Genomic DNA, 14527 nt, shown 5'->3' with positions numbered 1-14527 from the left:
ACCTTCTATACTAAATTAATTTGCTTGAACGCTTTTTTGCCCTTTTTGAGAACAATTTTCTTGTCTTTAAAATCTGCCAGTGTTACCAGCCGTTTAAAATCGGATACTTTTTCACCATTTAGCAGAACTCCGCCCTGGTCAATCAAACGACGTCCCTCACTGCGGGTAGGGATCAACTTCGCCACTTCGAGTATTGACAGGATATCCATGCCGTCGCCCAATTCCGCTTGCAATAAATCCACACTTGGAATTTCAGCATCTCCCTGATCGCCAGCAAAAAGCTTGCGGGCCGCACTTTGAGCTTCCTGAGCTGCTTCCGTGCCATGGATAATCTCAGTAACGGTAAACGCCAGGATTTCCTTGGCCTGATTGATTTGGGAGTCTTTAAGGGCTCCCAAACGCCGCACCTCATCCATCGGAATGAAGGTCAAAAGCGCCAGACATTTTTCCACATCAGCATCGGCAATGTTTCGCCAGTACTGATAAAACTCATAGGGCGATGTTTTTTCCGGATCCAGCCACAATGCCCCTTTGGCAGTTTTTCCCATTTTAATGCCCTCACTGGTGGTCAGTAGCGAGAAGGTCATGCCATAGACCTGTTTCGCATCTTTGCGACGAACCAGCTCAACTCCAGCAATAATATTCGACCACTGGTCATTTCCACCAAACTGCATCTTACAGCCCTGCTCTTTATGCAGCACATAAAAATCATAGGCCTGGAGCAGCATATAATTAAATTCCAAAAAGGTCAGTCCTTTTTCGAGCCGTGATTTATAGCAATCCGCCGTCAGCATCCGGTTAACTGAGAAATGGGTTCCAATTTCCCGTAAAAAGTCAATGTAATTAAGCGGCAGCAACCACTGGGCGTTATTGAGCATCACCGCCTTGTCATCTTCAAAGGTCAGAAATTTTTCAAAGACCTTTTTGAATTTTTCACCATTCTCAACAATCCGTTCCAACGTCATCACCTGACGCATATCAGATCGGCCAGAAGGATCACCAATCATCGTGGTTCCACCTCCGATTAAGGCAATCGGTCGATGGCCATGACGTTGCATGTGAGCCATCACCATAATCTGAATGAAATGTCCAATATGAAGACTGTCAGCCGTTGGATCAAAACCAATATAAAAAGAAACGGATTCTTCCGCCAGTAATTTTTTTATCTCTTCTTCGTGGGTACATTGTTCAATAAAGCCCCGCTCCTGCAATACGTCAAATACACTTTCCATTTATCTCTGTCCTTTCCTTATTCAAGGGGTTTCCCCCGCAATTATTCTAAATAGTTTTGTTACTGTTTATCCCTGTAGTTTTTCAAGCGCCTCTTTTTTTCGTTCCCACCGAGTCAGTCCTTCTTCAAAAAACACTTTGATCACTGCAAACATCGGAATCGCCACAAACATCCCCAACAGGCCAAAAAGACTGCCCCCGACAATAACTGAGAACAATACCCAGAAGGGATTGAGCTCGACAATTTTTCCCAACACATTTGGTGCTAAAACATTACCATCAAACTGCTGGACAACAAGAATCCAGATTGCCACCCAAAAGGCCTTGGACGGATCATCAATAAAGGTGATGACAATAGCCGGTACCGCCCCAATAATTGGACCAAAATATGGAATCACATTGGTAACGGCAACAATCACACCAAATAAGGGTGCATAATCCACGCCAATCACCAAAAGTCCCAGATAAAATAAAAATCCAATCAGCATTGATGTCAGAATTTTTCCGGTAAAATATTTGTAAAAAATTTCATCAATGGTCAGGATCGCCCAATGACTTCCATTGTATAAGGTCTTGTTTAACACCGCTTTAGCAAAACGATCGACCTGATCACTGATTTTTTCCTTATCCAGCATTAAATAGAGCCCAACAAAAAAAACAATAAAAAAGCTGATGACAAAGCCGATGGTTCCTTTTAAAAAGACAAAGGCAAAATTACCGATATTTTTAATGGAGTCCGGATTAGCCCCAAAATATGTGGTCAGCTGATTGAGTACATCCATTGCCGTCATATTCTGCAGACTATCGATTGCTACCTTCAGTTCAGTTAAAATATCCTGTGCGGCTCCACCTTTAGCCAGACTTTCTCCCAGATAGTTATCAATGATTGTTAAGTACTCGGGAGTCTGGGCAATCAGACCGGTCAGACTCTCGATCACCGATGGAATCGTCGCATAAAAAAACAATACAATTAAGATAATGGTGATCACATAGACAATCAGAATTGAAAGCAAGCGAACCACCCGGGCCTTGTTTTGGCTTCGGGGAACCGTTTTAAAGATAAACTTTTCCACTCCCCGCATTGGCCGGAATAAAAAATATGCCAGCACTACACCCAACAGAATCGGCATCAATACTTCCAGAGTTCTGGTAATCATGCCACTTAGTGTTTGGGTAACGACGCCAAAATTATCCAATAATTTATATGACAAAATTAGGATAAGTATCCCCACTAACAGATAGCTGTATTTTTTTACAAGTTCCTGATCGATTTTAAATTTCAACCGCTCCTCCAATACTGTTTTTAATTCGAGTTATATCTTAACATTTAACCGGAAAAAATTAAAGCAGTTTCAGCCAGATTCTTAAATTATGATTAAACAAAACCGCATTAATACCCGTATATTTTAAAGTTTTCCTTGTCTTTTAGAGAAATCTATCATAATATTTTTATAGTTAATTCTTTTTTTAGGAGAAATCATGATCTATATCGCTATTATTCTTTTTGCTATATTTCTTGACCAGTATTCGAAATACCTGGTCGTTGCCCATATAAAACCGATTGATACCTTACCACTTATTCCTGATGTTTTTCATTTAACCTATGTCGAAAATACCGGTGCTGCATTCAGTCTGATGACTAATAAACAGATTTTCTTAATTCTTATGACCCTGGTTTTTATTGGGGTTCTCATCTATTTTTTAATCAAGATACCAGATATCCGGGAGAATCGAGTTATTAAAACCGCTCTTGCCTTCATCATCGGCGGTGCTGCCGGGAATTTACTGGATCGCCTGCGTCTGAATTTTGTCGTGGATTTTCTTGATTTTCGAGTTATCAAATTTGCGATCTTTAATTTCGCCGACATCTTTGTAGTTTGTGGGAGCATTATCCTTGTCATTGCGCTGTTCACCAATAAAAATTTTTTGGAAAACAATGACTTTGGTAGTCTGGAGTAGATCAATTAAAAATACTGCAGCTAAACAAAACGCCTCCCGGGATAAAACAAAAATTGTCTTATCCCGGGAGGCGTTTTTTGTCTACTCGTTTTTTTTGAGCAAACCAAGCATGCTGTCGCCAGTCGTATAGATATGATCGCAGGCGGCCAGATTGGCTTTTCGGCACTCACCCTTTTCGATCTGTCTGATTATTTCCATATGCTGATTGACCAGCGGCGTTTTATCTTCAATGCGATGGACGTATTCAGCCCGAAACCGCTGCATCTGCTCCCGCAGACTATTGATCATTGCCTGTAATTTGACATTTTTTGATGCAGTATAAATCGTTTCATGAATCTGCATATCATGTTTGATGATTCCCTCTTCATCATTATGCAACGCCGACTCTCCAAACAATTCGTTAGCTTCATAGAGCCTGCTGATTTCCTCTTTGGTGGCATTCATGGCCGCCAGCTCAGCTGCCAACCCTTCCAGTGCCCGGCGGATTTCCATCATTTCTTTGAGATCGTTCACTGACATTGGTGTCACATAGACACCTTTTCTTGGTACCATTTTTACCAGCCCCTCCAGTTCAAGCTTCCGGATGGATTCTCGCACCGGAGTCCTGCTGACGCCCATCTGTTCAGCCAACTGAACCTCCATTAAACGCTGTCCCGGTTGGAGTTCACCGGTAATAATAGCGCAGCGGATGGTTTCAAAAACAATTTCCCGCAATGGCTTACAGGAACTTATATCAAGACTTAAGCCTTTTTTATCATCCCACATCGTTTTCTCCTTCTTCAGTGTTGCTTAAAAAACACATTGTATATTTTTCTTTGAAAAATCGCCAGGATTTTTCCGCCAATTCATGGTTCTGATAATACCCAATGACCGTCGACCCGCTACCGGTCATGACGGCGGCCAAAGCCCCCTGTTCCATCATTTGGTTTTTAACCGTCTTTATTTCAGGATATTCGGCAAAAGCTACGGCTTCAAAAACGTTTCCCAGTTTCATTTTTAACATATCATACGCATCATCCTGCAACAGCTTGATAATCTCCGGAATATCCGGATGATTTTCGATCATTGATTCATCCAGTTTTTTAAAGGCCCAGGGGGTGGCGATATCAATATCTGGTTTTACCACCAGAACTATCATTTTCCTCAGGTCTTTTAGCGGAGTGATTTTTTCGCCGATCCCTTCTACCAGAGCCGTACCACCAACCAGACAGTACGGTACATCTGCCCCAATGGTAACGCCAATTGCCAAAAGCTCCGATTGCGTTAGCCCCAGTTGCCAAAGACGATTCAGACCATTTAAGGCAGCCGCTGCATCACTGCTGCCTCCAGCCAGGCCAGCCTGAGTTGGAATTCGCTTTTCCAGATGAATTTTAGCTCCCTGTTTGACATCGAACTGACGCTGCAGTTTATGGGCTGCTTTGATCACCAGATTTCGCTCATCCAGAGGAATGGTATCCTCGTTGGACGTTAAACTAATTCCCGTCGCACAGGATTCAAAGGTCAATATATCATCCAATTCGATTAAATGATTAATCATCTTCATTTCATGATAACCATCTTCCAGGATGCCAACAACATCCAAAGATAGATTCACTTTAGCTTTGGCCTTTAACACAACCTTATTCATCTTTCCTCACATTGCACTCTTAATATTGTATACTTTATTCATTATAACACAGTCCCTCCCTGATTCAAATAAAAATCATGGTTATAATCCAATTTTATAGTGTATAATCAAGACATTAACTTACCCAAATCCACTCATCACCACTATATTTAGGAGAATAAACGATGGCTATCCATTTTGACAACGATTGGGAACAACCCATTCAACACGAATTAAAATCCGACTACTACCGGAACCTGCGGCATTTTTTGATTAACGAATATCAGAACCGGGTTGTTTACCCCCCCATGCATGATATCTTCAATGCCTTTCACCTGACGCCATTGTCGCAAACAAAGGTTTGTATCATTGGCCAAGACCCCTACCACGGTCCCGGGCAAGCCCATGGCCTGGCTTTTTCAGTCAAACCTGGCGTAGCAATTCCCCCTTCGCTGCAAAATATCTATAAGGAGCTGGAAGCTGATTTGGGTTGCCCGATACCCCGCCATGGCTGTTTGACCGACTGGGCCACACAGGGAGTGCTGCTACTCAATGCCGTACTCACCGTCCGGGGTGGTGAAGCAGGTTCTCATCGAAATGCAGGTTGGGAGATTTTTACCAGTCAGATCATAAAATTGTTAAACACCCGAGCTGAACCAGTTATTTTTATTCTTTGGGGCCGGGATGCCCAAAACAAAAAATCTCTAATTACCAACCGCCATCATCCCATCATTGAATCCGCCCATCCCAGCCCTTTGTCAGCCCACCGTGGTTTTTTTGGCAGTCGGCCCTTTTCCAAAGCTAACCAGCTGTTGCAAGCCCAGGGAATTGCGCCCATAGACTGGTGCATTAAGGATCTTGAGACATCCAATGGAGCAAACTAATGGATCTCAACATCTTAATATGGATCCATCAACATCTGGTTTTTGAACAGCTTAACGGTTTTTTTATTTTTATCACTAATTTATGGGGCGATGGCATTCTAACCGTGTTGCTTACACTGTTTCTGCTCATAAAAAAAGAAACCCGTTTAACAGGTCTCGTCATTGCCGTTTCGCTTTTATTCAATCTTTTGGTTGTAAATCTAACACTGAAACCACTGGTGGCCAGACCCCGCCCCTATACCCTGTACGAGATCGACATGCTGTTACCAGTGCAGACTGATTTTTCTTTTCCATCCGGTCACAGCTCGTCCGTTTTCGCCTTTGTCTGGGCATATTTCATTACCCGAAAAGACCGAATGCGCTGGATTTTTGTAACTTTCGCTCTGCTTGTTTGTTTTTCACGACTTTACCTTTTTGTTCATTACCCCACCGATGTTCTGGCCGGGATTATCATCGGTATCCTCTGTGCCTATTTTTCCCGGTGGCTGGTTTTTCGTTTTACCAACACCGCCTGGATGCATAAGCTTCTGGAATGACCGCTGGCTCTGATAATTATATCAGAGCCATTCGTTTCCTCAGATCCACTACTTCTTCCAAACTAAGCTGTCCAGGGGCGGTTTTCCCGGCCCCAGCCACAAAAGTCAGCGAACCACCACACAGTTCCGGAGCTATTCGCGTTATCGATCCCTTTGCTCCCATGGCAATGGCAATCATCGCTTTGGGAAATTTTTCATTATAGGTAAGCGTTGCCTGCATCAGACGGCGCACATCGTCCGTTGACTGGGGCATGACCGCCAGCTTAAGCAGGTCTCCACCTGCTTCCTCCATGGCTGTAAAAATATCCCATATCTCCGCTGTAGTCGGCGTTTTCGCAAAATCATGGTATGACACGATCCACTGGGTCTCGCTTGTTTTGAGAGCCTCTTTGATCCTCGTCAAAAAAGGAGCCGCGTTGTTAAGTTCCACATCCACATAGTCAACCCGGTTACTTTTTATCGCAGCCATCACTGCGTCTGCCCGAATCTCATCGGAAGTTTCGACAGCACCACCTTCATAATGACTGCGAAAGGTATAAATCAGCCCCTGATCAGGCATTCTGATTTTCATTTCACTCAGCAGATCCTGTTCGTCTGCAACAGTAAGAATCTCTCCCGGCATAAAATGATCCCGGCGCCACTCCAGAAAATCACAGCCATTTGCCACCCCCACTTCAACATCAGCCAACAGTTCATTACGATTGGCGCTGATCAATGGAACACACGAGGTAAAAGTGTTTTTTTCGATTAATTTATATGTCTTTTTCGTATCCATAAAATTCTTCCTTCCAAATCTTCCGCTCATCGTAGCAAACACCATCCTGGTGACAGCAGATCGTTACTTGTGGTTTAAAAGCCCGATATTTTTGATCTCCACCGAAATGGTACCATCCGGATTATTTTTAAATTCGATAATGTCATTTCGCTTTAGCTGATCCGTAGGGATACTGATTTCAATACCGGTATCGGTAATGAACTTTTGCTTACTGAATATTTTCTTTTCGATATTTGACGTAACCAGAATCCTTTTATCATAAAGCCCCTTTTCTTCCAACGACGATCTGAAACGCTCCTGAATGGTCGAATCCCCATCAAAAACGACTTTAGCCAGATTATCGACATCAATTTCGTTTTCGGTTTCATAGTCGCCTGCCAACACCGTTTTAACTGCATTCAGCTTTTCATAATCACCGCCATATTCTCTGACAATCACTTCTTTGACAGTTTTGTCAATAATGTCAAAAGCCTCCTTTTCGGAAATCGCCGGCTCGCAAAAAATCAATTGGCTGGAAATATAATAAGCCTTCTCGTTATTGATCAGATATTGTTTTTCCTTTAGAAGCAGCTCATCGCTGGCCAAGTTGATAAGAATAAACTCATCCAGTTTCTGACTTTCCGTTGGCAGTACACAGGGCTGAACCAGAATATCATTTGTCAGACCATTGTCGGTATTGACGTAGTGGATGTATCCCTGTTTGTAATTAAATTTGAAAATTCCCAGATAGTTTTCATGTTCGATGTTAAAGTCCACAAAAACCAGATCGGCAGAGGGTATCTCTATATTTTCCAGCATATAGTCAAAAAACAACTGCGATATTTCAGAGCTAACTCGGATCAGCTCATGGGGATTATTCTTATAATCAATGATTCGCTCTTTAAAAGGACTCCCCACCCGAAACATGGTTCGTTTAATTTCCGGATCCTTTAGCGATCTTGACACATGTTTTTCGACATATTCTTTGATCAACACCGTCATATTTAAAAGCATGTCCGATAACACCGGGATACTTGCATTGGTATCCAAAACATGTAAAATTGCTTTGTTAATACTGATTTCTGGTTTCATTTCATTTTCCTATTCTTATTACGTTTGATCAGATGACATTCAACAAACTTTCGGGTAAATAAAAAACAGCCACGAATGACTGTTTAAGCACGTTTATGGTACGCCCAGAGGGGCTCGAACCCCCAACCTACTGGTTCGAAGCCAGGCACTCTATCCAATTGAGCTATGGGCGCACATAAGTAGATTAAAAAAGAATGACTCGGACAATCGCCCAAATCGCTTCAAATTTATTAAATTTTGGAGCGGAAGACGGGATTTGAACCCGCGACCCTCGCCTTGGCAAGGCGATGCTCTACCACTGAGCCACTTCCGCTTATAATTGGTGCGGATGAAGGGACTTGAACCCCCACATCATTCGATACTAGATCCTAAGTCTAGCGCGTCTGCCAATTCCGCCACATCCGCTAAGCAATGCTGTCATCTGTAACGTGCTTGATTATAATAACAAAATACGTAGGCTTTGTCAACCCACTTTGAAACTTTTTTTATATTTTATATGCTGTCTTTAAATAATTCCATTATATTATTTTTTGAACCATAGATCAAAACCCGGTCTCCCTGTTTAATTTCATCAGAAGAAATAACATGATCCATGATTATATTCCCCCGTTTGATTAACAAAACATTTAATTTATAGGTATGCCGAAAATTCATTTCCAATAAGGTTTTATCTCTGATCTCCGGGGGAATGCAGGTTACAAAAACCTCAGCGATGAGCTTATCGTGAAACATTTCCAGAATGCGAACATTATTACAAAATGCTCCCTTTGTTTTGTTTTTAGCCAGGCGCTCCACTAATTCATCAAATTTTCGGATGATCCATTTTGATCGGGTTATCACTAAAATTACCACAAGAAAAACCAGTGAATAAAGTATTGTCATCCAATTGATCTGATCCCCTGAAGAACGAATAAATAAATTGACTAAAAGCGAAACCCCGGAAACCGCAAACAGATAGCCAAACAGCATCATCACTCGAGCCAAATTACGCCTCGCCGCCGAATTAAGGATCAATTCGCTTTCTCTCGTGGTAAAGCCGCTGTTCGTCATACAGGATACCGCCTGAAAACGGGCCTTATCTTCCCGCAGACCGGTCAGACGAAAAAGCACGGTAAATATCTCCACCAGGATAAAATAGGCAATTATCAGGACAAAAAAACTAATCAGTGATACATTAAAACTCATGCTACTCCTTTTTAAAGGCCACCGATCCGAATCATTTACCGGCATGACCTTCAGATTTATATTATGCCGCACGATCCCGATTAAATCAAGTCTCGTCTTTTTTTGATATGATTTTTTAACTCACTGGGGGTATTTAAATTGCAGAACATATCCCAGTCGGGACTGAACTCTCGCCCTTTTTTCTCATCAATATAATAGAGGTTTTCATGCTCAAAGCATTTATAAATGCTCTTGCGCCCTGTTTCCAGGAAAGAAGCTACTTTAGGGCCAAGATCAGCACGATAGAACGCATTAAAGGGTTCGATCCACTCTTCAAAACGGGTAACGCAACCGCCTACCCCAGGATTGCTCTTTATCAGCTGCTTCATGTATACCACATAATCATGATTATAAACCGGCATATCACAAGCCGTTACATAAAGATACTCAGACCGGGCATGCAATAGACCGGTATAGATACCAACCAGGGATGCCGACAACTCCATAGCATCCGGATACACACCCCGAATTCCTCCAATTTCGGGCAGATTTTCAGGTTTTGATCCGGCAATAATGATATCCTCAAAATCTAAGGAAAGCTGTTTAACAATGCGATTGATGATGTTTTCGCCATCAATCCGTAGTTTTTTTTTGTCATATCCCATTCGTCGGCTGAGCCCCCCCGACAAGATTACTGCTGTACCAAACTTCTTCAAATCCATCCTCCTTTAATCGAAAAAGGGTGCTTATGCGCACCCTTTTTGGTTTGTGACTATTTACTTACTAATATTGACTTTGACAACTTTAAATGGTGGAATTTTAGCTATTGGATCTAATTCTCCGCCGGTTAGATGATTAGCACCGCTGTTTCCATAATGGAATGGCATGAACAGATTCGTTTCCATAATTCCCTTATTGAAACGGGTTTTTGCAGAAACATTTCCTCTGGGCGACGTAACGGTAATGAAATCTCCCTCATTGATGTCATATTCTTTAGCTGTTTCGGGATTGATTTCGACAAATGGGTCACCAGCGATTTCCTCGATTCCTGGTGTCCGCATGGTCATGGTTCGGGTATGATAGTGCTGCAAAATACGACCGGTCATCAGAATCAGTGGGTATTTTTCATCAGCCTGATCTTCAGGCGGAATATAATCCGCAATCATAAAGGCTCCTAATCCACGGGTAAATTTTTCAGCATGGAGGAATTTTGCTCCCTCTGAATCCTTACTCAGGCACGGCCATTGAATCCGATCGCCATTTCTGAGTCGTTCATGGGAAACCCCGGTGTAGCTGGGTGTTACAGAGGCAATCTCATCCATGATTTCTTCTGCACTGTTAAAGTCGAAGCCTTTGGCTCCCAGCTTCTGAGCAATTAAAGAAATAATTTCCCAGTCATTCTTAGCTTCTCCGGGAGCTTCTACCGCTTTTCGGAGTAACTGAATACGGCGTTCCGTATTGGTGAAGGTACCATCCTTTTCAGCATATACAAAGGCTGGCAGGACAACATCCGCATACTCTGTCGTTTCAGTTAAGAAGATGTCCTGGACTACAACAAAATTGGCTTTTTCAAGAGCATGTTTAACATGATTTGTGTCCGGATCAGAAACAACTGGATTCTCGCCCATGACGTATAAGAATTTTACGGTTCCGTCGCCGACCCCATTAATAATTTCAGTCAGTGTTTTGCCAGCATTTTGTGGCAGTTTGACATCCCAGGCTTTTTCGAATTTTTCCACCACTTCCGGGTTGGCGGTTTTCTGATAACCTGGCAAATCGCCTGGTAATGCGCCCATATCACAGGCTCCCTGAACATTATTCTGACCACGCAATGGATTAACACCGCATCCTTCACGGCCGATTTTTCCAGTCAGCATCGCCAGATTGGCGGTTGACATAACACCATCGGTACCGGTTTTATGCTGAGTGACACCCATGGAATAAAAGATTCCACCCTTGTCTTTGGTTGCATAGAGAAGCGCCGCTTTACGCATATCTTCAGGATCAACACCACAGATTTCAGCACATCCTTCAACAGTCAGCGTATCCATAAATTCTTTAAACGCTGCATAGCCTTCGGTTCGTTCATTGATAAAGTTTTTATCTTCCAGACCAGCGTCCAGAATGGCACGCATCATTCCATTAAGTAATGGGACATTGGTTCCCGGTTTAATCTGTAAATATACATCGGCGTATTTTGCCAGTTCGATTTTTCGTGGTTCGGCTACAATCAGAGCTGCCCCTTTTTGTTGTCGCTGTTTTATTTTAGCACCAATAACCGGATGAGTTTCGGTGGTATTGGAGCCGGTAACAAACATAACATCCATTAAATCCACTTCATCAATACTATTGGTCATCGCCCCACTACCAAATGATTTAGCCAGACCGGCAACAGTTGAAGCATGACAAAGTCGGGCACAATGATCAACGTTGTTGGTTTCACCAACAGTACGAATAAATTTCTGGAAAACATAATTATCCTCATTCGTACATCGGGCTGAAGACAGCCCCGCAACTGCCTGAGGACCTTCTGCTTTAGCTTCTTTTAGTTTCTCTGCTACTAAGTTTAAGGCTTCTTCCCAGCTTGCTTCTTCCAGAACACCGTTTTTGCGGATTAACGGCGTTGTTAAACGATCAGGACTGCTGACAAAATCATAAGCAAAGCGTCCTTTGACACATAAAAGATTGTCATTAACATTTCCTTCTGTGCTATAAATGTCAGTAATCTTATTATCTATTATTTTTAAATTCAAGGTACAGCCTACTCCGCAATATGGACAAACAGTCTGAACTGTTTTGGCATAGGCAAAGGGTTTAAACTGTTTCGGTGCCAATGCACCAGTCGGACAGACTGCAATACAGTTACCACAGCTGACACATTCTGATTTCCCTCTGGGCGTTTCGAAAACCGGATTGATATTGGTTTCATAACCACGGTCACATTGGGCTAAAATATGGTTGCACTGAAGGTGTTCGCAAACTTTGATACATCGATTACAGAGTACACATTTATTGGGATCATAGGTATAAAACGGATTGGAATCATCGATGGGTTTTGTCATCACCCGTTCGGTACCGAAAGCCTTAACCGCATCATATTCAATGCAATTCGCATTGAATTCAACAAATTCACAACAACCATATTTATAACATGTCATACAGTCAAAGGTATGATCTGACATGAGCATTTTTAATACAAATCGGCGCGCTTCTCTTACCTCCGGCGTATTGGTATTAACCACCATACCTTCCGCTACTGGAGTTGAGCAGGAAGTTTCAAGTCTTCTCGCTCCAACGACTTCAACAAGACACATACGACAGCTGCCTTCCGGTGTGAAGTCTTTAAAATTACATAATGTCGGAATGTCGATACCGATGGAACGTGCTGCTTTCAGTATTGTAGTTCCTGGTTCGACACTAACTTTTTGTCCATCAATTGTCAAATTAACCATAAATTTATTTCTCCCTTCTTTTAGGATTCCATTATATTCTATAACTTTTAATTTGTCATTGATGTTTTTTAGTTAAATGATTCTTTTCTCGGATGATTTAAGAAATACATACTTATCGTCTTAGTAAAATCACCAAGAATCCCTGTCGGATGGGATTTTGCAATGCTTTACAAAACGATATTCTGGACCTGAATTTATAATGATTGTATGTTTGTGATTTAACTAACAAAAATTAAATGCGAATAAAATACTACTTCGGAAAATAGCAACAATAACGAGTAATTTTCCGACGTTAAAAAATGACTGTCGATTAAACTACCACAAAATTTTTATAGCAATCTCAATTCTATCAGTTATTACTGATAATTTTTACAGGAATTTGTAATTCACTTCCAAATTTATATGAGTCAAGTTAGAACTATTTTAGAGAAAAATAAAAAAGTGCAAAATTGTTATACACAACTTTACACTTACGTTTTGACGATCATCTTATTGGAGCGGAAGACGGGATTCGAACCCGCGACCCCCGGCTTGGGAAGCCAGTGCTCTACCACTGAGCCACTTCCGCAACGCTTATATTATAACAACAAATCCATTCTTCTGCAAGTAATTATTTCATACAAATGATGTTTTTGTTGAATTTTATTAATAAAAAAGTAAAAAAACGCAAATCATGCGGTTAGCTTTTTTAATGGTGACCCATGGGCGACTTGAACGCCCGACACCCTGATTAAAAGTCAGATGCTCTACCAACTGAGCTAATGGGTCATAGTAAATTATTTAGTTATTGTTTGTCTTCAAACGACTGTGTAATACCCAAGTTTGCCTGACTAAGCGATTCACACAAAAATGTTCACTCCCTACGGTCGTGCATTTTTGGTTCACTGCTTATACCAACTGAGCTAATGGGTCAGATCATTAAATTAAGTTGTGCTAAGGATCGTATTTTAATCGAAAACTCTTCTCATCCAATATGGATGAGTTTTCAATTAAAATGCGTAAGTTCGATGATGCACGATTCGCTCTGCTCACATGCATAGCCAATTTCATCCTGAAATCGGATCTCACTTATGGTGGGAGAAGATGGATTCGAACCATCGTAGACGTCGTCAACGGATTTACAGTCCGCCCCCTTTAGCCACTCGGGCATTCTCCCATCCGAATTTTGACAAAAAAATGGAGCTGATGAACGGACTCGAACCGTTAACCTGCTGATTACAAATCAGCTGCTCTGCCAATTGAGCCACATCAGCTTAATGATAATTGTTTGACATATTAATTGGATCGTATTTTAATCGAAAACTCTTCTCATCCAGATTGGATGAGTTTTCAATTAAAATGCGTTTGTTTTATCACTGTCGTCTCGCGCACGCTCCACTTCCGACCAATTTCTTACAGAAATTGGGATAAAACTTTGGCGACCTGGAAGAGACTCGAACTCTCGACCTCCAGCGTGACAGGCTGGCATTCTAACCAACTGAACTACCAGGCCGCATGGATGGATATTAAATTTGGTGACCCCTAGGAGACTCGAACTCCTGTTACCGCCGTGAAAGGGCGGTGTCTTAACCGCTTGACCAAGGGGCCTTGCTTAAAAGAGCGGATATGAAACGGTCTGCTTCACACCCGCTTTGTTTCTTAATGGCTCCCCAGGCTGGATTCGAACCAGCAACCTATCGGTTAACAGCCGAGTGCTCCACCGTTGAGCTACTGAGGATTATTTAAAATCCCGCAACGTCCTATCCTCCCAGGCAGTTGCCCACCAAGTACTTTCGGCGCTGGAAGACTTTACTTCTGTGTTCGGTATGGGAACAGGTGTGGCCCTTCCGCCATCGTCGCGAGATTAATTA

The 14527-nt window shown here is 42.1% G+C and carries 12 protein-coding genes, 10 tRNA genes and 1 rRNA gene; 3 read left to right on the top strand and 20 right to left on the bottom strand.

Annotated elements, in window-relative coordinates; genetic code table 11:
• Positions 1-5: 5 nt before the first annotated feature.
• Positions 6-1232 (bottom strand): tyrosine--tRNA ligase, encoded by a 1227-nt coding sequence (tyrS, locus tag ACWI_RS02820; RefSeq protein WP_070369923.1) that lies wholly within the window; start codon positions 1230-1232, stop codon positions 6-8.
• A 66-nt stretch (positions 1233-1298) separates the two neighbouring features.
• A complete protein-coding gene (locus ACWI_RS02815; RefSeq protein WP_242871564.1) occupies positions 1299-2513 on the bottom strand; it encodes an AI-2E family transporter in 1215 nt (404 codons plus the stop codon).
• A 196-nt stretch (positions 2514-2709) separates the two neighbouring features.
• On the opposite strand from ACWI_RS02815, the gene lspA reads away from it, so the two are divergent.
• The gene (lspA, locus tag ACWI_RS02810) at positions 2710-3189 is read left to right on the top strand and encodes a signal peptidase II (RefSeq protein WP_070369921.1); all 480 of its coding nucleotides are present in this window, start codon (positions 2710-2712) and stop codon (positions 3187-3189) included.
• 81 nt (positions 3190-3270) lie between these two features.
• On the opposite strand, the gene ACWI_RS02805 is transcribed toward lspA, so the two are convergent.
• Both ACWI_RS02805 and ispE read right to left on the bottom strand, forming a co-directional pair.
• On the bottom strand, positions 3271-3954 hold the full coding sequence (locus ACWI_RS02805; RefSeq protein ID WP_070369920.1) for a GntR family transcriptional regulator: 684 nt from the start codon (positions 3952-3954) through the stop codon (positions 3271-3273).
• Positions 3944-4816 (bottom strand): 4-(cytidine 5'-diphospho)-2-C-methyl-D-erythritol kinase, encoded by an 873-nt coding sequence (gene ispE / locus ACWI_RS02800; RefSeq protein ID WP_070369919.1) that lies wholly within the window; start codon positions 4814-4816, stop codon positions 3944-3946. The genes ACWI_RS02805 and ispE overlap by 11 nt, the downstream gene beginning before the upstream one ends.
• A 164-nt stretch (positions 4817-4980) precedes the next feature.
• Between ispE and ACWI_RS02795 the strand changes: the two genes are divergently transcribed.
• Together ACWI_RS02795 and ACWI_RS02790 are read left to right on the top strand one after the other, a co-directional pair.
• Positions 4981-5679 carry a uracil-DNA glycosylase gene (locus tag ACWI_RS02795; protein WP_070369918.1) on the top strand — a complete coding sequence of 233 codons (699 nt, stop codon included), beginning with the start codon at positions 4981-4983 and terminating at the stop codon, positions 5677-5679.
• A complete protein-coding gene (locus ACWI_RS02790; RefSeq protein ID WP_070369917.1) occupies positions 5679-6215 on the top strand; it encodes a phosphatase PAP2 family protein in 537 nt (178 codons plus the stop codon). Before ACWI_RS02795 ends, ACWI_RS02790 begins: the two co-directional genes overlap by 1 nt.
• A 16-nt stretch (positions 6216-6231) precedes the next feature.
• Here ACWI_RS02790 and aroD read toward each other — a convergent pair whose 3' ends face one another.
• The 16 genes from aroD to rrf form a co-directional block, all read right to left on the bottom strand.
• On the bottom strand, positions 6232-6990 hold the full coding sequence (gene aroD / locus ACWI_RS02785; RefSeq protein WP_070369916.1) for a type I 3-dehydroquinate dehydratase: 759 nt from the start codon (positions 6988-6990) through the stop codon (positions 6232-6234).
• 63 nt (positions 6991-7053) lie between these two features.
• Positions 7054-8061 (bottom strand): nucleoid-associated protein, encoded by a 1008-nt coding sequence (locus ACWI_RS02780; RefSeq protein WP_070369915.1) that lies wholly within the window; start codon positions 8059-8061, stop codon positions 7054-7056.
• A gap of 96 nt (positions 8062-8157) precedes the next feature.
• Positions 8158-8234 (bottom strand) — tRNA-Arg (locus ACWI_RS02775).
• 65 nt (positions 8235-8299) lie between these two features.
• Positions 8300-8374 (bottom strand) — tRNA-Gly (locus ACWI_RS02770).
• Positions 8375-8381: 7 nt separating this feature from the next.
• Positions 8382-8466 (bottom strand) — tRNA-Leu (locus ACWI_RS02765).
• Positions 8467-8553: 87 nt separating this feature from the next.
• Positions 8554-9246 (bottom strand): TrkA C-terminal domain-containing protein, encoded by a 693-nt coding sequence (locus tag ACWI_RS02760; RefSeq protein ID WP_070369914.1) that lies wholly within the window; start codon positions 9244-9246, stop codon positions 8554-8556.
• Positions 9247-9326: 80 nt separating this feature from the next.
• The gene (locus ACWI_RS02755) at positions 9327-9941 is read right to left on the bottom strand and encodes a molybdenum cofactor guanylyltransferase (protein ID WP_070369913.1); all 615 of its coding nucleotides are present in this window, start codon (positions 9939-9941) and stop codon (positions 9327-9329) included.
• A 60-nt stretch (positions 9942-10001) separates the two neighbouring features.
• Entirely contained in the window at positions 10002-12677 is a 2676-nt protein-coding gene (fdhF, locus tag ACWI_RS02750) for a formate dehydrogenase subunit alpha (protein WP_070369912.1), read from the bottom strand.
• A 493-nt stretch (positions 12678-13170) separates the two neighbouring features.
• A tRNA-Gly gene (locus ACWI_RS02745) sits at positions 13171-13245 on the bottom strand.
• A gap of 124 nt (positions 13246-13369) precedes the next feature.
• A tRNA-Lys gene (locus ACWI_RS02740) sits at positions 13370-13445 on the bottom strand.
• A 303-nt stretch (positions 13446-13748) separates the two neighbouring features.
• Positions 13749-13833: transfer RNA gene (locus ACWI_RS02735), tRNA-Tyr, on the bottom strand.
• Between the two features lie 21 nt (positions 13834-13854).
• A tRNA-Thr gene (locus ACWI_RS02730) sits at positions 13855-13930 on the bottom strand.
• 162 nt (positions 13931-14092) lie between these two features.
• Positions 14093-14169: transfer RNA gene (locus ACWI_RS02725), tRNA-Asp, on the bottom strand.
• Between the two features lie 20 nt (positions 14170-14189).
• Positions 14190-14264 (bottom strand) — tRNA-Glu (locus ACWI_RS02720).
• A gap of 55 nt (positions 14265-14319) precedes the next feature.
• A tRNA-Asn gene (locus ACWI_RS02715) sits at positions 14320-14394 on the bottom strand.
• 9 nt (positions 14395-14403) lie between these two features.
• Positions 14404-14520, bottom strand: a 5S ribosomal RNA gene (gene rrf, locus ACWI_RS02710).
• Between the last annotated feature and the right edge of the window lie 7 nt (positions 14521-14527).

It is taken from the genome of Acetobacterium wieringae (genome assembly GCF_001766835.1).
In the GTDB taxonomy this organism is placed as follows: Bacteria; Bacillota; Clostridia; order Eubacteriales; family Eubacteriaceae; genus Acetobacterium; species Acetobacterium wieringae.
Note: the sequence above shows the minus strand (reverse complement) of the source record. Positions and strands in the feature narration are given on the sequence as shown.